This window comes from Pseudomonas sp. (assembly GCF_030690725.1).
Taxonomy (GTDB): domain Bacteria; phylum Pseudomonadota; class Gammaproteobacteria; order Pseudomonadales; family Pseudomonadaceae; genus Aquipseudomonas.
Genome location: NZ_JAUYGD010000036.1, coordinates 78,864 through 98,648, shown reverse-complemented (window position 1 = coordinate 98,648; position 19,785 = coordinate 78,864). Strand labels below are relative to the sequence as shown.

The 19,785-nt window shown below is 61.4% G+C and carries 15 protein-coding genes and 4 pseudogenes; 10 read left to right on the top strand and 9 right to left on the bottom strand.

Going from position 1 to position 19,785, the window contains the following annotated elements:
* Positions 1-31: 31 nt before the first annotated feature.
* Entirely contained in the window at positions 32-901 is an 870-nt protein-coding gene (locus Q8O69_RS09160; RefSeq protein WP_305591455.1) for a c-type cytochrome, read from the bottom strand.
* 747 nt (positions 902-1,648) lie between these two features.
* Between Q8O69_RS09160 and Q8O69_RS09155 the strand changes: the two genes are divergently transcribed.
* The 6 genes from Q8O69_RS09155 to Q8O69_RS09130 all read left to right on the top strand — a co-directional run bounded on the left by Q8O69_RS09155 (position 1,649) and on the right by Q8O69_RS09130 (position 7,290).
* Positions 1,649-3,655, top strand: a complete 2,007-nt coding sequence (locus Q8O69_RS09155; protein WP_305591453.1) for a ribonucleoside triphosphate reductase — start codon at positions 1,649-1,651, stop codon at positions 3,653-3,655.
* Positions 3,656-3,789: 134 nt separating this feature from the next.
* Positions 3,790-3,957, top strand: a complete 168-nt coding sequence (gene nrdD / locus Q8O69_RS09150) for an anaerobic ribonucleoside-triphosphate reductase (RefSeq protein ID WP_305591451.1) — start codon at positions 3,790-3,792, stop codon at positions 3,955-3,957.
* Complete coding sequence (locus tag Q8O69_RS09145) at positions 3,954-4,652, top strand: anaerobic ribonucleoside-triphosphate reductase activating protein (protein ID WP_305591449.1); 699 nt, start codon at positions 3,954-3,956, stop codon at positions 4,650-4,652. Before nrdD ends, Q8O69_RS09145 begins: the two co-directional genes overlap by 4 nt.
* A gap of 369 nt (positions 4,653-5,021) precedes the next feature.
* Positions 5,022-6,410: an oxygen-independent coproporphyrinogen III oxidase gene (gene hemN, locus Q8O69_RS09140; protein WP_305591447.1), complete on the top strand. Its 1,389-nt coding sequence runs from the start codon at positions 5,022-5,024 to the stop codon at positions 6,408-6,410.
* A 163-nt stretch (positions 6,411-6,573) separates the two neighbouring features.
* Positions 6,574-7,014 carry a CopD family copper resistance protein gene (locus tag Q8O69_RS09135; RefSeq protein ID WP_305591445.1) on the top strand — a complete coding sequence of 147 codons (441 nt, stop codon included), beginning with the start codon at positions 6,574-6,576 and terminating at the stop codon, positions 7,012-7,014.
* A 9-nt stretch (positions 7,015-7,023) separates the two neighbouring features.
* A complete protein-coding gene (locus Q8O69_RS09130) occupies positions 7,024-7,290 on the top strand; it encodes a hypothetical protein (RefSeq protein WP_305591443.1) in 267 nt (88 codons plus the stop codon).
* Between the two features lie 18 nt (positions 7,291-7,308).
* Here the strand turns inward: Q8O69_RS09130 and metH are convergent, their stop codons facing one another.
* Entirely contained in the window at positions 7,309-11,025 is a 3,717-nt protein-coding gene (gene metH / locus Q8O69_RS09125; protein WP_305591441.1) for a methionine synthase, read from the bottom strand.
* Positions 11,026-11,215: 190 nt separating this feature from the next.
* Here metH and Q8O69_RS09120 point away from each other — a divergent pair, with 190 nt between their 5' ends.
* The 4 genes from Q8O69_RS09120 (at position 11,216) to Q8O69_RS09105 (ending at position 16,417) form a co-directional block, all read left to right on the top strand.
* The gene (locus tag Q8O69_RS09120; RefSeq protein WP_305591439.1) at positions 11,216-13,495 is read left to right on the top strand and encodes a fatty acid cis/trans isomerase; all 2,280 of its coding nucleotides are present in this window, start codon (positions 11,216-11,218) and stop codon (positions 13,493-13,495) included.
* Between the two features lie 160 nt (positions 13,496-13,655).
* On the top strand, positions 13,656-14,240 hold the full coding sequence (gene nfuA / locus Q8O69_RS09115; RefSeq protein WP_305591437.1) for a Fe-S biogenesis protein NfuA: 585 nt from the start codon (positions 13,656-13,658) through the stop codon (positions 14,238-14,240).
* 192 nt (positions 14,241-14,432) lie between these two features.
* A complete protein-coding gene (locus tag Q8O69_RS09110; RefSeq protein ID WP_305591435.1) occupies positions 14,433-15,431 on the top strand; it encodes a response regulator in 999 nt (332 codons plus the stop codon).
* Positions 15,432-15,433: 2 nt separating this feature from the next.
* Positions 15,434-16,417 (top strand): sensor domain-containing diguanylate cyclase, encoded by a 984-nt coding sequence (locus tag Q8O69_RS09105; protein ID WP_305591433.1) that lies wholly within the window; start codon positions 15,434-15,436, stop codon positions 16,415-16,417.
* Positions 16,418-16,444: 27 nt separating this feature from the next.
* Here the strand turns inward: Q8O69_RS09105 and Q8O69_RS09100 are convergent, their stop codons facing one another.
* The 7 genes and pseudogenes from Q8O69_RS09100 to Q8O69_RS22175 form a co-directional block, all read right to left on the bottom strand.
* Positions 16,445-16,591, bottom strand: a complete 147-nt coding sequence (locus Q8O69_RS09100) for a hypothetical protein (RefSeq protein WP_305591431.1) — start codon at positions 16,589-16,591, stop codon at positions 16,445-16,447.
* A gap of 27 nt (positions 16,592-16,618) precedes the next feature.
* On the bottom strand, positions 16,619-17,098 hold the full coding sequence (locus Q8O69_RS09095) for a nuclear transport factor 2 family protein (RefSeq protein ID WP_305591429.1): 480 nt from the start codon (positions 17,096-17,098) through the stop codon (positions 16,619-16,621).
* Positions 17,099-17,138: 40 nt separating this feature from the next.
* Positions 17,139-17,303: pseudogene (locus Q8O69_RS09090) on the bottom strand (DUF1272 domain-containing protein); the annotation flags it as partial.
* 28 nt (positions 17,304-17,331) lie between these two features.
* Positions 17,332-18,000: pseudogene (locus Q8O69_RS09085) on the bottom strand (GlxA family transcriptional regulator); the annotation flags it as partial.
* A gap of 100 nt (positions 18,001-18,100) precedes the next feature.
* Positions 18,101-18,373 carry a hypothetical protein gene (locus tag Q8O69_RS09080; RefSeq protein ID WP_305591427.1) on the bottom strand — a complete coding sequence of 91 codons (273 nt, stop codon included), beginning with the start codon at positions 18,371-18,373 and terminating at the stop codon, positions 18,101-18,103.
* Positions 18,374-18,768: 395 nt separating this feature from the next.
* A pseudogene (locus tag Q8O69_RS09075) lies at positions 18,769-19,109 on the bottom strand (NADPH-dependent oxidoreductase); the annotation flags it as partial.
* 31 nt (positions 19,110-19,140) lie between these two features.
* Positions 19,141-19,656 (bottom strand): annotated as a pseudogene (locus Q8O69_RS22175) (methyl-accepting chemotaxis protein); the annotation flags it as partial.
* Positions 19,657-19,785: the final 129 nt, after the last annotated feature.

Sequence of the window (19,785 nt, the reverse complement as noted above, 5' to 3'; positions counted from 1 at the left end):
GTTGCGCCGTTGCGCACGAGGCAACCGGCGGTTACTGGAAGGACGCCAGATAGGCGACCAGTTGGTCGATCTGTTCAGGCGTCAGCGATTTGGGGTAGGTGTTGGGCATGAAAGACATGCCGTCGGCTGAATACATTTCGCCGGGATGGAGGTAGGCGCTCGGCGTGATTATGGATTCGCGAATGAAGCCTTCGACGTCCTTGGCGTCGCCCTGGTAGTCGGCGGAGGCGATGACCTGTTTGGCCCGGCTGGCCAACCCGGCGAGCGTTGGCCCGGCAAGATTGACCCCCGGCGCAATGGAGTGGCAGGCGCTACACACTGGTGTAGCCGTGCGAAACAGCGCTTCACCGAGGGCGATCGGGTCTTCTGTACCGGAGATCGGGCGGGCACCAGGCGGCAGGAGGCTCTCGGATGGGGTCGAGCCGGAGACGTCCTGTTGTGCCACCGACAGGTCCGTACCGGGGATCGACGAGCCAGTGACCAGAATCGGTCGTGGCGGCCAGCCTTGGTTGTCGACCTTGCTCACCCAGTCAAGGAAGGCGATCAGCCCGGCGATTTCCTCGTCGTCGAGGTTCAGGTTTGGCATCAGCCGGCGATGGCGCTGCTCGTCGTAGAACTTGGAGGGATCCTTGAGGAAGGCCGTGAGATAGGGTGCGCCGCGCTGCTGGGAGATTTTCGTCAGATCGGGGGCGTAATAGGCGCCCTCGCCGAACAGGGTGTGGCAATTGATGCAGTTGTACTGGTGCCAGACATCCTTGCCGCGCGTGACTTGCGGGGTGATCTGGTCGGCATTGGTCAGTTTGGGGAACTGTCGGTGACTGTCGACTGTCAGGCCAAGAAATACAACAACAGCGATAGCGGTCGATATCAGAGCGAACGAGCGTGTTTGTCGTTTATTCATTGCCAACTCTCTAGACGCCGATGCCGGTCCAGTAGGTGATGCCGATAAGCCCGGCATAGACGACTGCGCCGGCCATCAGCGCAAGGATCACGAAGCTGACTATCTTCAGTGCTTTTTGCACGGCTGCATTCCTGGTTGAAGGTGCAGTTGGAAAGTGTCCGGCAGATCGCTGCGGCTGTGCCTCCTGACGCTAGCGACTTCGATTCGCGATTCGCCGACTATTGCCTGAAAGCTGAGTTCAGAGATTGGCCAGTAGGCAATGTGGATATTCACGATTTCACCCGCGTCCGCCTGCTTCAGGGGCCATGGTCGGGTGTCATGAAATTAAGTAAAGATGAAGGTAGTTAAGCTTTACGCCACTGTCCAGAAACGTGGCGGGATCGCACTTAACCCGGATGTTTCATAAAAACGGCAGTCTGCTCAAATTTTGAGCAGACTGCCGTTTTTGCTCGTGCGCTTGGAGGCCAGAACGGGTGTGGTCAGGATGGCGTAGATGCAATGCACATAAAGAACCCTGCAGGAGCGGATGTATCCGAGAATTTCGCGGCTGAAGCCGCTGCCACAGGGTGGCCTCGACACCAACGGCGTGCGCAATAGCGGATGACTACAAGGCCGGTTTATTCGTCGTGAACCGTGTTCGACGATCCTTGATCGAGGTCAAGCTCGGGCGGGCCTTTCTCGGGTAACTTCCACTGCATATTGTGTTTCAAGACAAATAAATGTCTATATGTGGTGTCAGGAGACGACATGCTTAGCCCGGTTAAGACCCTTCATCCTCAGCAATTATGCAAGCGCGATGGCAGCATTGCCGCGTTCGATCTCGGCAAGATTCGTCAGGCGATCGTCGCGGCGGGCGAGGCCAGTGGCGAGTTCGACGAGGTACTGGCGGGGGAGTTGGCCGAAGCGGTGCTGCTGCGCCTGCTGGACTTGCCCAGTATCGATGTCGAGCAGGTGCAGGATCGCGTCGAGCGGGTGTTGATGGAGGCCGGATTCTACCAGACCGCGCGCGCCTATATCGTGTACCGCGAGCGTCATGGCCGGTTGCGCCGTGATCGCAAGGCGCTGGTGGATGTGGCGGCGTCGATGAACGAATACCTGTCGCGCGAGGACTGGCGAGTACGGGCCAACGCCAACCAGGGCTATTCCCTCGGCGGCCTGATTCTCAACGTGTCGGGCAAGGTCACCGCCAACTATTGGCTGGACGAGGTGTACAGCCCGGAAATCGGCCAGGCTCACCGCGAGGCCGACCTGCATGTCCACGACCTCGACATGCTCGCCGGTTACTGCGCCGGCTGGTCGCTGCGCAGCCTGCTCAACGAGGGGTTCAACGGCATTCCCGGACGGGTCGAGGCGGGGCCGCCCAAGCACCTGTCCAGCGCCCTGGGGCAGATGGTCAACTTCCTCGGCACCTTGCAGAACGAGTGGGCCGGGGCCCAGGCCTTCAGTTCCTTCGATACCTACCTGGCGCCCTATGTGCGCAAGGACAACCTGGGGTTTGCCGAGGTGCGCCAGGCTATCCAGGAGTTCATCTATAACCTCAATGTGCCGTCGCGCTGGGGCACCCAGACGCCGTTCACCAACCTGACCTTCGACTGGGTCTGCCCGGAAGACCTGCGCGAGCAGATCCCCTATATCGGCGGGGTGGAAATGCCCTTCGCCTATGGCGAGCTGCAGGCTGAGATGGAGTTGATCAACCGCGCCTATATCGAAGTGATGCAGGCCGGCGACGCCATGGGCAGGGTGTTCACCTTCCCGATCCCGACTTACAACATCACCCACGACTTTCCCTGGGACAGCGAGAACGCCGACCGTCTGTTCGAGATGACTGCACGCTACGGCCTGCCGTACTTCCAGAACTTCCTCAACTCGGACATGCAGCCCAATCAGGTGCGCTCGATGTGCTGCCGCCTGCAACTGGACGTGCGCGAACTGCTCAAGCGCGGTGGCGGCCTGTTCGGCTCGGCCGAGCAGACCGGCTCGCTGGGTGTGGTGACGATCAACTGTGCGCGCCTGGGTTACCTCTATAAGGGCGACACCCAGGGTCTGCTCAAGCGCCTCGACCAGTTGATGGAGCTGGCGATGGAGAGCCTGGAGGTCAAGCGCAAGGTGATCCAGCACCATATGGACGCCGGTCTCTATCCCTATACCAAGCGTTACCTGGGCACCCTGCGCAATCACTTCTCGACTATCGGCCTGAATGGCATGCACGAGATGCTGCGCAACTTCACCGCTGACCAAGAGGGCATGCATACGCCGAAGGGGCGTGAATTCGCCCTGCATCTGCTCGACCATGTGCGGGCCACCCTGGTGCGCTTCCAGGAAGAAACCGGGCAGATGTACAACCTCGAAGCCACCCCGGCCGAGGGCACCACCTACCGCTTCGCCAAGGAAGACCGCAAGCGTTACCCGGACATTCTCCAGGCCGGCAGTAGCGAAGCGCCTTACTACACCAACTCCTCGCAATTGCCGGTGGGCTTCACCGACGACCCCTTCGAGGCGCTGGAACTGCAGGACGAACTGCAGTGCAAGTACACCGGCGGCACCGTGCTGCACCTGTACATGGCCGAGCGGATTTCCTCGATCCAGGCCTGCAAACAATTGGTGCGCAACGCCCTGGGGCGTTTCCGCCTGCCGTACCTGACGATTACCCCGACCTTTTCCATCTGCCCGGTACATGGCTACCTGGATGGCGAACACGAGTTCTGCCCTAAATGCGACGAAGCGCTGCTGCACAAGCAGCAAAGCTGTGCCTGATCGCTGGCGATCTGCCGGTGTTGCGGGCGGATCGCGGCTGAAGCCCCTCCCACAAAAAACCTCCCACAAACAGTGACGCAGGCAACAGGTCCACGCCTGGAATTTTCCGTTTCCCCACAGCAAGGAGCAACACCATGCAAAGCACACAGCAACTCCCCGCAGAACAACGCCAGCGCTGCGAGGTCTGGACTCGGGTGATGGGCTATCACCGGCCGGTCACCGCATTCAACCCGGGCAAGCAGTCCGAGCACCATGAGCGTCAGCACTTCACCGAAGCGGCGGCGCGAGTACGCACTGCGTGAGCAGAGTGCTACGGGTCGGGGGCATGGTGCCCCTGACCACCCTCGACTACCCCGGGCTGCTGGCCTGTGTGCTGTTCTGTCAGGGCTGCGCCTGGCGTTGTCGTTATTGCCACAACCCGCAACTGATCGCAGCCCGTGGCGAGCAGGAGATCGCCTGGTCGCAGGTGTTGGGGTTCCTCCAGCGGCGTCAGGGCCTGTTGCAGGCGGTAGTGTTCAGCGGCGGCGAGGCGACCCTGCAGGGTGGTCTGGTGCCGGCGATGGAGCAGGTGCGTCAGCTGGGTTATCGCGTCGGACTGCACAGTGCCGGGATCAAGCCCTGGGCGTTTTCCTGGGCGCTCAAGGCGGCGGATTGGGTTGGTTTCGACATCAAGGCCCTGGCCGAAGATGCCGAGCTGATCACCGGGGTCAGTGGCAGCGGCAAGGCCAACTGGCGCAGTCTGGAACACCTGCTGGTCAGCGGCGTGGATTACGAATGCCGCACCACCGTACACTGGCACCTGTTGGATGTGGAAAAGCTCTGGCGCATCGGCCAGCGCCTGCAAGCCTTCGGCGTCAAACGCTTCGCCGTGCAGCTGGTGCGCAGCGCGCACATGCTCGACCCGGAGCTGCCCATGACCGCGACGCCGCACGAGGCGGGCGAGCTGTGGCTGCGCCTGGCACAGCTGTTCCCTCATTTCGAGTTGCGCGATCATTGACCGCGCGACAGGTCATCGCTGATGCCTGTAGCTCGTGGGTTTCGCGTAGCTCAGTCAACGTGGCACGGCTCAACCTGCGAGCTGGATAGGCATTATGGACGCTGGAGCATCGAGAGCTGCATGCCCACGCGGAGCGTCATCGCTCTCACGATCATCTGCGCCTTGATTGACTTCAATCAGGTACGACGCTCGGACACGCGCCCTACAATCGCGGCATAATCCCAGCTACCGAACCGGGTGGGTGTTTTTTCCGCCGGTCTACCTATTCACTCCTCTCGCATCCGGCGCTTCGCGCCGCCTTCTCCCGGAGGTATAAAGTTAGCGGGAGGTCGTCGCCACGCGACTTTCACACTATAGAGGTGGTCGAACATGGACCAATCGCTGAACTTCAATCGCGCGCTGGTCGAGAAGTACGATCGACCGGGGCCGCGCTATACCTCTTATCCCACCGCGCCGCAGTTCCATCAGGCGTTTGCCATGGACGATTATCAGAACGCCGTTGCCGCCAGCAATCAGGCGGTCGCACCCAAGCCGTTGTCGTTGTATATCCACATCCCGTTCTGCCAGAGCCTTTGCTACTACTGCGCCTGCAACAAGATCATCACCAAGAAGACCCACCGCGCGGTGGAGTACCTGACCTATCTCAAGCGCGAGATCGCCATGCAGGCGGCGTTGTTCGACAGCACGCGCAAGCTGACTCAGCTGCACCTGGGTGGCGGTACGCCGACCTATCTGACCAGTGAACAACTGGCCGACCTGATGGCCACCTTGCACCAGGCGTTCAATATGGATGACAGCGACGATCACGAGTTCTCCATCGAGGTCGACCCGCGCACCATCAGCACCGAACAGATCCAGCATTTGCGTGGGCTCGGCTTCAACCGCCTGAGCTTCGGCGTGCAGGACTTCGATGCGGATGTACAGGCGGCAGTCAACCGGGTGCAGAGCGAGGAACAGGTCTACGCCCTGGTCGCCGCCGCGCGCGAGGCGCGCTTCAAGTCAGTCAGCGTCGACCTGATCTACGGCCTGCCGCTGCAGACGGTGGCCAGTTTCGACGTCACCCTGAGTAAGATCATCGCCCTGCGCCCGGACCGTATCGCCGCCTACAGCTATGCCCACCTGCCGGAAATGGTGCGCGCGCAACGGCTGATACGTCGCGAAGACATGCCGCCGCCGGAGCGCAAACTGGAGCTGCTGGAGCTGACTATCAAGCGCCTGACCGACGCTGGCTACGTGTATATCGGCATGGACCATTTCGCCCGGCCGGATGACGAGCTGGCCCTGGCCCGCGCCAATGGCACCTTGCAGCGTAATTTCCAGGGTTATTCCACCCATGCCGATTGCGACCTGATCGGCCTCGGCGTGTCCTCGATCGGCAACGTCGGCGACAGCTACAGCCAGAGCGTCAAGGAACTCTCGAAGTACTACGCGCGCCTCGATCAGGGCCTGCTGCCGGTGCATCGCGGCTACCGCCTGAACGCCGACGACCTGCTGCGCCGCGAGGTGATCAGCGCCCTGATGTGCCATGGACGGATCGACTTCGCCACTGTCGAGGCGCGTCACGGGATTGACTTCAAGGACTACTTCGCCGACTCCCTGGCGGCACTCGAGGAGCATGTAGCGGATCGCCTGGTGGAAATCCATGACGATGCTCTGGTGCTGCTGCCACAGGGGCATCTGATGATGCGCAGCGTGGCCATGGTCTTCGACGCCTATCTCGGTGACGCGCAGAAGGGCAACTTCTCGCGTACGGTTTGACGCCTGCCAACCCATCGTTTCCGGCCTGACCCACTGGTATTTGTAGGCGCTAGCTTGCTAGCGATTTTTGGACCATCAGATCGCCAGCAAGCTGGGCGTCCCCTGGCTCCTACGATCATTTCGAGGTGGTTCACTGAGACGGCTCACCAGAAAGGATCTCGTTATGAGTTATTCACTGCTGCATGTCGTGCACCTATTGGCGGCGATTGCCTTTATCGGCACGCTGTTCTTCGAGGTGATCATTCTCGCCAAGGTCAAGCCGCAGCTCGCTCCTGGCTCGCTGACCGAGCTGGAGCAGGCGCTCGGCCGGCGCACCCGCACGGTGCTGCACTGGGTGGTGCTGCTGGTCTACGGCGCCGGCTTCGGCCTGGCCTGGCAGCACCGCCAAGCGCTGGCCGATCCCTTCTCCAGCAGTTTCGCCACCTTGCTCAGCCTGAAAGTCGTGCTGGCCGTCAGCCTGTTCTTCAGCTTCGGCCTGGTCGCCATGCTGCTGCGCTCCGGACGCATGACCCCGAGCCTCTACCGCAAGCTGCACTGGGCCGTGCTGGCGCAGATGCTGGGCATCGTCCTGCTGGCCAAGGGCATGTTCTATATCCACTGGTGAGTCAGTCGCTTGGCACGTCAGGAGGCCACGGCCTACAAGAGCCGATGGTCACTCCAGGCTGCGTCGAACCGTGATTCGCGGGATGGTGTGGAGCGCAGCGATACCCGCCGCAACGGTTACCAGCAAGCTTCGCGGCCGACGCGGAGCACCGTCCGACCGATCAGCGCAGGGGGGCTGCTGCCCTATGCCCAGGTTGCCGCGCGGATGCAGCACAGCCTGCGCGAGCAGTCCACGCGCCGCGCCCTGCGACATTACCTGCTGGCACTGGGTAGGTGAGAGTTTTTTCACAGCCTCTCAGTTGTCGTACCCCAGGTTCGGCGCCAGCCAGCGTTCGCTGACATTCAGGGCCTGGTTCTTGCGCACCGTATAGCTTTCCACCTGGTCCTTGTCGATCTTGCCGACGGCGAAGTACTGCGCCTGCGGGTGGGCGAAGTACCAGCCGCAGACCGAGGCGGCCGGGAACATGGCGTAGTGGTCGGTGAGGAACACACCGCTGCGACCGGCCTGGCCTTCTTTGGCGGTGGGGTCGAGCAGATCGAACAGCGTGCCTTTCTCGGTGTGATCCGGGCAGGCGGGGTAGCCAGGGGCGGGGCGGATGCCTTTGTAGGTTTCCTTGATCAGCTCGTCGTTGGAGAGCTGTTCGTCCGGTTCGTAGCCCCACCAGGTCTTGCGCACCTGCTGGTGCAGCCATTCGGCGCAGGCTTCGGCCAGACGGTCGGCGAGGGCCTTGACCATGATCGAGTTGTAGTCGTCGCCGGCGTTCTGATAGGCCTTGGCTACTTCCTCGGCGCCGATGCCGGCGGTGGTGATAAACCCCCCCACGTAATCGGTGATGCCGCTGTCCTTGGGGGCGACGAAGTCGGCCAGGGAGAAGTTTGGCTTGCCGTCGGGCTTGATCGTCTGCTGGCGCAGGTGGTGCAGTTTGGCCAAGGGCTGGCCGTCCTCGCCATACAGCTCCAGGTCGTCGTCCTGCACCTGGTTGGCCGGCCAGAAGCCGAATACCGCACGGGCGCGAATCAGCTTCTCATCGATCAGTTTGGTGAGCATTTCCCGCGCGTCTTTATAGAGCGCGGTGGCGGCTTCGCCGATCACTTCGTCGTCGAAGATGCGCGGATACTTGCCGGCCAGGTCCCAAGCGATAAAGAACGGCGTCCAGTCGATGTATTCGGTCAGTACCTTGAGATCGATATCCTCCAGTACCTTGACCCCGGTAAAACTCGGCACGCTGGGCTGATAAGTCGCCCAGTCGAATTGCGGTTTGTTCTCGATCGATTTGGCGTAGCTCAGGCGTTCGGTGCGGGCGCTGCGGTTGGCGGTGCGTTCGCGCACCTGGATGTAATCGAGGCGGGTACGCTCGATAAAATCGGCCTTCAGTTCCTTCGACAGCAACTGGGTGGCCACGCCAACCGCGCGCGAGGCATCGGTGACATAGATCACCGCGTCGTTCTGGTACTTGGGCTCGACCTTCACCGCGGTGTGGGCTTTGGAGGTGGTGGCGCCGCCGATCATCAGCGGCAACGTGAAGCCCTGGCGCTGCATCTCGCGGGCGACATGGACCATCTCGTCGAGCGACGGCGTGATCAGCCCGGACAGGCCGATGATGTCGCATTTTTCGGCGATCGCGGTCTGCAGGATCTTCTCCGCCGGCACCATCACGCCCAGGTCGACGATGTCGTAGCCGTTGCAGCCCAGGACCACGCCGACGATGTTCTTGCCGATGTCGTGCACGTCGCCCTTGACCGTGGCCATGAGGATCTTGCCCTTGGCCTCCGGCTTGTCGCCTTTTTCCAGCTCGATAAAGGGGATCAGGTGGGCCACCGCCTGCTTCATCACCCGCGCGGACTTCACCACCTGGGGCAGGAACATCTTGCCCGAGCCGAACAGGTCGCCGACGATGTTCATGCCCGCCATCAGCGGGCCTTCGATCACCTCGATCGGACGGCTGAAGCCCTGTCGCGATTCCTCGGTGTCTTCGACGATATGGGTGGTGATGCCCTTGACCAGTGCGTGCTCGAGGCGCTTGTTGACGTGCCAGGTGCGCCATTCCTCGGTCTCGACTTCCTTGACGCTGCCATCGCCCTTGTAGTTGTCGGCGATCGCCAGCAAGGCCTCGGTGCCGTTCGGCGTGCGGTTGAGCACCACGTCTTCCACTGCATCGCGCAGCTGCTTGGGAATCTGGTCGTAGATTTCCAGCTGGCCGGCGTTGACGATGCCCATGGTCAGGCCGTTCTGGATCGCGTAGTAGAGGAACACCGAGTGAATCGCCTCGCGCACCGGGTTGTTGCCGCGGAACGAGAACGATACGTTGGACACGCCGCCCGAGGTCAGGGCATGGGGCAGGTGGTCGCGGATATAGGCGCAGGCTTCGATGAAGTCCACTGCGTAGTTGTTGTGTTCTTCGATGCCGGTGGCGATGGCGAAGATGTTCGGGTCGAAGATGATGTCTTCCGGCGGGAAGCCGACTTCATCGACCAGAATGTCGTAGCTGCGCTTGCATATCTCACGCTTGCGCGCAGCGGTGTCGGCCTGGCCGGCTTCGTCGAAGGCCATTACCACCACGGCCGCGCCGTAGCGCTTGCAAAGTTTGGCGTGATGCTTGAACTGCTCGACGCCTTCCTTCATCGAGATCGAGTTGACGATGCCCTTGCCCTGGATACATTTCAGACCGGCTTCGATCACTTCCCACTTGGAGGAGTCGATCATGATCGGCACGCGGGAGATGTCCGGCTCGCCGGCGATCAGATTCAAGAAGGTGACCATCGCCTTCTGCGAATCGAGCATGCCCTCGTCCATGTTGATGTCGATCACCTGGGCGCCGGCTTCGACCTGCTGCAGGGCGACTTCCAGGGCTTCGGTGTAGTTGTCATCGCGGATCAGTCGGGCGAACTTGGCCGAGCCGGTGATGTTGGTGCGCTCGCCAACGTTGATGAACAGCGAGTTGCGGTCGATGGTGAAGGGTTCCAGGCCCGACAGGCGGCAAGCCTTGGGGATATCCGGGATGGCCCGGGGCGGGTATTTGCTCACCGCCTCGGCGATCGCCTGGATATGCGCAGGTGTGGTGCCGCAGCAGCCGCCGACGATATTGAGAAAACCGCTCTGGGCGAATTCCTCGATCACCGCCGCGGTTTGCGCCGGGGTTTCATCGTATTCGCCGAAGGCATTCGGCAGGCCGGCGTTGGGGTGGGCGGAGACGAAGGTTTCGGCCTTGTTCGCCAGCTCTTCCAGGTAGGGACGCAAGTCCTTGGCCCCGAGCGCGCAGTTCAGGCCTACGGAAATCGGCTTGGCATGGCGCACCGAGTTCCAGAAGGCTTCGGTGGTCTGCCCGGACAGGGTGCGGCCGGAAGCGTCGGTGATGGTGCCGGAGATCATGATGGGCAACTCGACGCCATCGTCCTCGAACACCTGTTGCACGGCGAAGATCGCCGCCTTGGCGTTGAGGGTGTCGAAGATGGTCTCGATCAGGATCAGGTCCGCGCCGCCTTCGATCAGGCCGCGGGTGGCTTCGCTGTAGTTCTCCACCAGCTCGTCGAAGGTGACGTTGCGGTAGCCGGGGTTGTTGACGTCCGGCGACAGCGAGCAGGTGCGGCTGGTCGGTCCGAGGACGCCGGCGACGAAACGCGGTTTGTCCGGTGTCTCCAGAGTCTTGGCATCGGCCACCCGGCGCGCCAGGCGTGCGCCTTCGACGTTCAGCTCATAGACCAGCGCTTGCATGCCGTAGTCGGCCTGGGACACCTGGGTGGCGTTGAAGGTGTTGGTTTCGAGAATGTCGGCGCCGGCATCCAGGTAGGCCTTCTCGATGGCGCCGATCACATCCGGACGGCTGAGGATCAGCAGGTCGTTATTACCCTTCACATCGCTGGGCCAGCCGGCGAAGCGCGTACCGCGGTAGTCCGCTTCTTCCAGTTTGTAGCTCTGGATCATGGTGCCCATGCCGCCGTCGAGGATCAGGATGCGTTCTTTCAAGGCTTGCTGAAGGGCGTGGAGGCGGGCGCTACGATCGGACAGGGACATGGGCGGAACTACCTGAGCAAAGCTGACACAATGGGGGTGAGCAATGATAACAAAGCTGCGCGCTTTTGCAGTGCTCCGGTCTTTTGCATGAATTATTCTCATGTTGGCGCGCTAAGCTATGCGCTCTGCTCGACAGCTGAACTCACCGATTTAAACGTCCTGCTAATACGCTCACTCAGGGAATAGGTAGATGCCTTATTGCGCAATGCTCGGTGCTTGCTTGTGGTTTATCAGTGCGCTGCTGGCGGCCGAGCCGATTTCCTACAGTCGCGATATTCAACCGCTCTTCACCCAGTATTGCGTGGCCTGCCATGCCTGCTACGACGCGCCCTGCCAGCTCAATCTGGGCAGCGCCGAAGGCCTCGAGCGCGGGGCACACAAGCTGCCGGTATACGATGGCAAGCGCCTCAAGGCGCAGGACACCACCCGCCTGTTTCTCGATGCGCACGGCAGCGCGGCCTGGCGGCGCAAGGATTTCTTTTCGGTGCTGGAGCAGCAGGGCAGCCAGGCGACGCTGCTGACCCGCATGCTCGAACTGGGCCACAGCAAAACGCTCGAGGCCAACGTCAAGCTGCCGGCCGGGCTGGATATCGGCATCAAACGCGACAATCAGTGTCCGCGGCCCGATCAGTTCGCCGGTTTCGCCAGGGAAAATCCACAGGCCGGCATGCCCTTCGCGGTTACCGGCCTGAGCGAGGAGGATTATCAGACCCTGCAGCGCTGGCTGCAGCAGGGCGCGCCCGTCGACCGTCACGCGCTCGAGGCGAGTAAGGCCGAGGCGGTGCAGGTCGAGACCTGGGAGCGTTTTCTCAATGCCCCGGGTGCGCGTGAGAGCCTGGTCTCGCGCTGGCTGTACGAGCACCTGTACCTCGCACACCTGTATTTCAACGGCGGCGACCCCGGGCATTTCTTCCAGCTGCTGCGTTCGCGCACCCCGACCGGCCAGCCGGTCGACCCGATCGCCACGCGCCGTCCCAATGAAGATCCCGGCGGCCCCTTCTATTATCGTTTGACGCCGGTCCAGGGCGTGATCGTGCACAAGACCCACATGACCTACCCGCTCAGTGCGAACAAGCTGGCGCGCGTCAAACAGTTGTTCTTTGCCGAGGATTGGCAGGTGGAGGCGCTGCCCGGCTATGGCGCCCAGCGCCGCGCCAATCCGTTCGAGACCTTCGCGGCGATTCCGCCGCAGGCGCGCTACCAGTTCATGCTGGATAACGCCGAATACTTCGTGCGCACCTTTATCCGTGGCCCGGTGTGCCGCGGCCAGATTGCCACCGACGTGATCCGTGACAACTTCTGGGTGGTGTTCCAGGACCCGCGGCACGACCTGTATATGGTCGATGCCAACTACCGCGCCGAGGCGACACCGCTGCTGGCCATGCCCGGTCAGTTCGACGATATCGGCAATCTGCTCGGTCTGTGGCGAACTTACCGCAACCGGCGCAATGAGTACGAGGCCTTGCGCATGGCCAGCTACGCCGCTGCCCCCGCACCCAGCTGGGCGCATATCTGGGCCGGCAACGACAATGCGCTGTTGAGCATCTTCCGCCAGCATGACAGCGCCTCGGTGCGCAAGGGTCTGATCGGCGAGATCCCGCAGACCCTCTGGTGGATGGACTATCCACTGCTGGAACGGGCCTATTACCAGCTGGTGGTCAACTTCGATGTGTTCGGCAACCTGTCGCATCAGGCGCAGACGCGCTTGTATTTCGACTTGATCCGTAACGGCGCCGAGCAGAACTTCCTGCGCTTGATGCCGGCTGACTCGCGTCAGGCGATCCTCGATGACTGGTATCAGTACAGTGGTCAGCTGAAGCTGTGGCTGGACTACCAGCGCATCGACACCGAGACTCGGACTGCCCTGCAGTTGCCGGCAAAAGATCCCAAGCGCGGTTTTGCCGAGGCCCTCTTGAGCCGCTATGGCAGCCTCAATGCGCGGCCTGACCCGATCAGCCGTTGCCGCGGCGTGCACTGCCATCGCGCCGGGCTGCCGGCCGAGCTGCAAGCAGCCGAGCAGGCGCTGAGTCGTCTGATCGGCAAGCCGGCTGGCGGGCTCAAGGTCATTCACCAACTGCCGGAAGCGACCCTGCTGCACGTCGAACTGACCGATGGCAAGCGCGAGGTCTATAGCCTGCTGCGCAACCGCGCGCACAGCAACGTGGCCTTCATGTATGGCGAGGAACTGCGTTATCAGCCGGCGCTGGATACCCTGACCGTTTACCCGGGAGTGCTGACCAGTTACCCGAATTTCATGTTCAGCCTCGCGGCGCAGGAGGTTCCGGAGTTCGTGCGCAGCCTGGAATCGGCGCGTGATGGCCAGGCGTTCGGCAGGATTGTCGAGCGCTGGGGCATTCGTCGCAGCCATCCCGAGTTCTGGCGCTATTTCCATGACTTATCGGCGTATATCCGCGAAACCGAACCGATCGAGGCCGGCGTGCTGGATATGAACCGCTATGAAAACCTGTAAGGGTCAGCGCCTGGCATTATCTGTTTGCCGGCTCGTCTGTCTGGCTGTGGCTTAGCTGATGTCGCACATGTCGTGGTAAAACTATTCCGAGGTAAACACTCAAGCTTTATCGAAGCCCGGCGGTTGGCGTACACTGCGTGCATGTTTGCGAGGAGTTGCCATGAGCACCATTACCATTACCGACGCTGCCCACGATTATCTGGCTGATTTGCTGAGCAAGCAGAACACCACGGGCATCGGCATCCGTGTCTTCATCACCCAGCCGGGCAGCCAATACGCCGAAACCTGTATCGCCTACTGCAAGCCGGGCGAGGAGAAGCCGGAGGATACCGCGATTGGCCTGGCCAGCTTCACTGCCTGGATCGATGCGGTCAGCGAACCTTTTCTGGAAGATGCCGTGGTCGATTACGCGACCGACCGCATGGGCGGCCAGCTGACGATCAAGGCGCCCAATGCCAAGGTGCCGATGGTCAACGAAGACAGCTCGATCAATGAGCGCATCAATTACTACCTGCAAACCGAGATCAATCCGGGGCTGGCCAGCCATGGCGGCGAGGTGAGCCTGATCGAGGTAGTCGAAGACGGCATCGCAGTATTGAAGTTTGGTGGTGGCTGCCAGGGTTGTGGTCAGGCCGATGTGACCCTCAAGGAAGGCATCGAGAAAACCCTGCTTGAGCGGATCCCGGAACTCAAAGGCGTGCGCGACGTGACCGACCACAGCAACAAGGAAAATGCCTACTACTGAGGCGCGGGTTCAATAGATTCTGTACGAGGTGGCCCAATGGCCACCTTTTTTTGTTTTTATCTTTCAACCATCGGTTGGTGTTTTGCCGTAAAACTGCTGTCTATCATCAAGGCGAGGTGCTAACCCGTTGAAACCAGATACAGCTGATCTGTCGGGATCCGGCAGGCAGACAACTATAAGAAAGTGATGCGTATGACCGTCAGTAATCTGCTCATTTGTGACGACTCCAGCATGGCGCGCAAGCAATTGCTGCGTGCGCTGCCTGTCGACTGGCCTGTCGCCATCGTGCAGGCTGCCAACGGCATGGAGGCCATGGAGGTTCTGCGGCGGGGGCAGACCGATGTGATGCTGCTCGACCTGACCATGCCCGAGATGGACGGCTATCAGGTACTGACTGCCCTGCAGAGTGAAGGTCTGTCCTGCAAGGTCATTGTGGTGTCTGGCGATGTTCAGGAGCAGGCGTTGCAGCGGGTCATGGCGCTTGGGGCGCTGGCCTTCGTGCAAAAGCCGGCTGACCCGGATCTGCTCCGACAAACCCTCAATCGCCTGGGGTTGTTCTCTAACAGTGCGAGTGAACTGGCCGTGTGCGCGCTCGGTGATCAATCCGTTATCAGCTTTTTCGATGCCTTCCGTGAGGTGGTCAACGTCGCCATGGGCCGCGCTGCGGCCTTGCTGGCCAGGTTGCTAGGCGTGTTCGTGCAATTGCCGGTGCCTAATGTCAGCCTGTTCGAGGTCGGCGAGCTGCACATGGCCCTGGCCGATGCCCAGCGTGGTGACGGGCTTACCGCCGTCTGCCAGGGGTTTATCGGCAGCGGAATCGCCGGCGAGGCGCTGCTGATCTTCCATGACTCGGAAGTGGGCGACATGGCCCGCTTGATGAGTGGTTTTTCTTCCGACTATTCCGAAATAGAAATGCTCCTGGATCTGTCCACCGTCTTGATTGGCGCCTGCCTGAACGGCATTGCCGGGCAGATAGATGTGCAGTTTTCCCAAAGCCACCCCATAGTGCTGGGCGAGCACGCCTCCATCGAGGAGCTGATCAAGCTCAACCGCCCGCGCTGGAAAACCACCCTGGCGGTGGAAATCAGCTACAGCATCGAAGGCCACCATATCCATTTCGACCTGCTTTTGCTGTTCACTGAAGACTCGGTGGCGTTGCTTTCCAACAAGCTTGCTTACCTGATGAACTGAACATGAACGAAAAACCGGATCTCAACGAATTTCACTGGCTGCTGGCCGTGGTGCAGAGCATCGATGTCGGCGTCGTGGTGCTGGATCGCGAATACCGCATACAGGTCTGGAATACCTTCATGGAGAACCGCTCGGGCCTGCAGCCCCATGAGGTTCACCAGCAGTCATTGTTCAGCCTGTTTCCCGAAATCGAGGAGAACTGGTTCCGCCACAAGGTCGAAGGCGTGGTGACGCTGGGTACGCCGGCTTTCACCATCTGGGAACAGCGACCCTACCTGTTGAAATTCAAGAACTACCAGCCGATCACCGGGCAGGAAGAGTTCATGTTTCAGAACACCACCTTTCTGCCGCTGCAGGCCACCAACACCAGTATCGAACATATCTGCCTGATCATTTACGACGTGACCAGTGTGGCGGTCAACAAGCAGCAGTTGCAGGCGGCGAACCTGCAGTTGCAAAAACTCTCGCGCACCGATCGCCTGACCGGCTTGAACAACCGCGGCTACTGGGAAGAGTGCCTGCAGCACGAGTTTGCCCGGCACCGGCGCTATCAGAGCATGGCCGCGCTGGTGATGTTCGATATCGATCATTTCAAGAAGGTCAACGACAGCTATGGTCACCCGGCCGGGGACAAGGTGATTCAGGCCGTCGCCGAGGTGATGCGCGAGCAGGTGCGCGACACCGATTACGCCGGGCGCTATGGCGGCGAGGAGTTCGTGGTCCTGCTGCCGGATGTCGACAGCGCCGGTGCCATGCTGTTTGCCGAACGCCTGCGCCAGCGCATCGAATCCCTGCTGGTCACCTATGAGGGGCAAGGTATCCCGTTCACCATCAGCCTGGGGGTGGCTGATCTGAGCGACCCTGTCGAGGACTATCAGCAGTTGATCGAGCGGGCCGACCAGGCTCTGTATGCCGCCAAGGAGGCAGGGCGCAATCAAGTCAAGGTTTACCACAGCAACCAGGTGGCACTGCCGCCACCGACCTGAACCTGACGTCGAGTGCTTCTCCGTCAGTTATCGAGTCTCCAGGCGACTGCCGTCGTCGCCAAGGCCGGCGACCCGTTGTCGATCAGCCTGTCGCTCGGCTCCTTCGCTGCCTTCCGCGTGGCGGTCTTCGGCTTTCTCGACCTGCCATTTTCGCCGCCTGCGCAGGTTGAACATCCGTGTTCAATGCGCTGCTGGAACCGTTCAGAGGCCCAGTTCCGACAGGCCCGGGTGGTCGTCGGGGCGACGGCCCAGGGGCCAGTGGAACTTGCGTTCGGATTCCTTGATCGGCATGTCGTTGATGCAGGCAAAGCGGTTGGCCATCAGCCCGTTTTCATCGAATTCCCAGTTCTCGTTACCGTAGGAACGAAACCAGTTCCCCGAGTCGTCATGCCACTCGTAGGCGTAACGCACGGCGATGCGGTTGTTGGTGAACGCCCACAGCTCCTTGATCAAACGGTAGTCGAGTTCCTTGGCCCATTTGCGGGAGAGGAACGCCTTGGCTTCTTGCCGATTGAAGGCGAACTCGGCACGGTTGCGCCATTTGGTATCCAGGGTATAGGCCAGCGATACCCGTTCCGGGTCGCGGCCGTTCCAGCCGTCCTCGGCCAGGCGGATCTTCTCGATGGCGCTTTCCCGTGTGAAAGGCGGCAGGGGTGGGCGAACGGAGTTTTCAGCGGTCATGTGTTTCTCCTTGGTGAGTCGGGCCGGGTAGCTTCTAGTTTGGCCGTCTGACCAGCTCACCGCCACAGTTTGGGCAGCTGCCGTGCAGGAACTCGTCGCTGCAGTCACGGCAGAAGGTGCACTCGAACGAACAGATCAGCGCCTCAGTCGAGTCGGTCGGCAGATCGCGCTTGCAGCATTCACAGTTGGAGCGCAGTTGCAGCATGCTTGACTCCTGTCTGGAGGGTTGGGCTTCAGGCGAAGCGCTCGGCGTATTCCTGGGGGCTGACCGACAGATGCTTGTGGAAGCTGCGGCGCAGGTTTTCCGGGTGAGCGAAACCGGTCAAACGCGCCACCGTAACGATCGAGGCCTGAGCGTCTTGTAGTAGATGGCGTGCCGCTTCCAGGCGAATGCGTTCGACATAGCGGCCCGGCCCCATGCCCAGTTCCTGAACGAACACCCGCGACAGCGTGCGTGGGGTCATGTGCGCCTGGGCGGCCAGCGCCTCCAGCGACAGGTCGGCACTCAGGTGCGCAGGAATCCACTCCAGTAAAGCGGCCAGACGCGACACGCGGCTTGGCTCGGGCGTGAGCAGGGCGCTGAACTGGGCTTGCCCGCCCGGCCTGCGCAGGAACATCACCAGACGTCGCGCCACCGCCAGTGCGGTGACACGGCCGAGGTCGGCTTCGATCAGGTCGATACCCGCGGTGACTCCTGCCGAGGTGAAGACATGGCCATTGCCGTGCAGATCCTGCGGGTCATAGGTGTGCAAGCAGTCCGCGAGGACCTCGACCTCCGGATAATCCCGGCGCAGTTTGTCCGCATCGGCCCAGTGGGTAGTCGCCCGGCAACCTTCGTGCGCGGCTTCACGGTGATCTCGGCAGCGAGGATTGGCTATGTACAACAGATAACGGGTACATGGCCTGAGAGGGTGTGAAAAACGCTCGCCTACTGCGCACCCTGCTGCAAACGCCGGGAGGCGGCCTCGCGACGGCGCTCGAGATTTTCACAACCGCAGAGGATTACTCCGGCATGCTCCAGGGAGCCAGGTCGTAACCCTGCTGGCTCAATTCGGCACGGGACTTGTTCAGCACGTTGGCTAGCTGGATCGGGTCGCTGTAGATGCTGCTCGACAGCTGGGTGCGGCCCAGTAGACGGGTGCTGGTGCGGTCGATGACCGTCAGGCTGAGTTCGCAGCTGCCGCCGTCTTGCGGGGCCCAGGCGACACACTGGAAAGGTTGAAAGGCGCGATCGGCGATCAGCAGTGCTTCGTTACAACGCAACGGGGCGTCCATGGGGTCGGTTTCTCCGAGGTAATCCCAAAAGTCTTAAGAGCCTGCGGCGTGGGTCGCTCGCTGGCCAGTCATAGTGTTGATGATATGAGTTGACCGTCAAGTCACATTAATGTTCGAAAAGTGTGCACTTTGGCGAAGAAGAGTAAATGCATGTCGCACATCGCCAGGTGCCGCTCGCGACTCTTGTTACGCCTGCTTCGCCTTGGTCTGCCTCGAGCCTGCAGACCGTCAATATATGCCGCAGATAATGCGCGACGTAATTGCGGACGCGGCGGTCGTCCCAGTGGGCCAGATGGCGTATGGCGTTTGTACCAGAGTCGACCGGCCCGGCGCCGGCCGACGAGCCAGGCGACTGCGCCCGTATGCCGGCGCGGTTAGATGTCGAGGAGCTGCCGTCACATGCCGTTGGCAAACGCCAGGTTGCTCATGTCGATGCTTTCGCGCACGGCTGCAGGGCATTGGGGTATTTGCCCAGAATATCCAGGGCATAATCGATGCGGCCGCGCAGGCGCTGGTGGGCTTCGCTGGCGGGCTCGGGGCTGCTGAGAACCTTTTCGACCTGGCGCACGATCAGGTGCTCGGGGACGTAGCAGAGACGACAGTTCTTGTCGCTGGAGGCGCGCAGTTCGCTGATCGGGTAGGCGCCACCGGCGCCGGATGAAACGCCGACCAGCAAACCAGGTTTGTGCGCCAGTTCGGCTTTGTTGGCGTAGATGAAAAAGTTCTTGATCACCGGCCTGGGCGGCAAGGCATCGGGCGCCAGCCACTCAGACGCGGAACTGATCCATCAGCTTTTGTTGCTGGTTGGCCAGGCGGTTGAGGTTCTGGCTGACCTGGGCCGATTCGTCGGCTTGTCCGGCCATGGTTTCGGTGACGTCGCGGATCGAGGCGACGTTGCGGTTGATCTCTTCGGCTACCGAACTCTGCTGCTCGGCCGCGCTGGCGATTTGCAGGTTCATGTCGGTGATCACGCTCACTGCCTGGCTGATCCGCTGCAGCACGGCCACCGCTTGTTCGACCTGTTCGACACTGCCCTGGGCCTGGCGGTGGCTGCTGTGCATGGTACTGACCACCTCGCGGGTGCCCTTTTGCAGGCCTTCGATGACCTGGCGGATTTCCTCGACCGAGTCCTGGGTACGTTTGGCCAGGTTGCGCACTTCATCGGCGACTACCGCGAAGCCACGCCCAGCCTCGCCGGCACGGGCCGCTTCGATGGCGGCGTTGAGTGCCAGCAGATTGGTCTGGTCGGCAATCGAGCGAATCACTTCGAGCACCGAACCGATCTGTTCGCTGCTGTTGGCCAAGCCTTCGACTTCCTGCATGGCCACGTTCATTTCGTTGGCCAGTAGCTCGATGGTCGCGGTGGTCTTGCCGATCACCCCCAGCCCCTCACTGCTGGCCTGGTCGGCGCT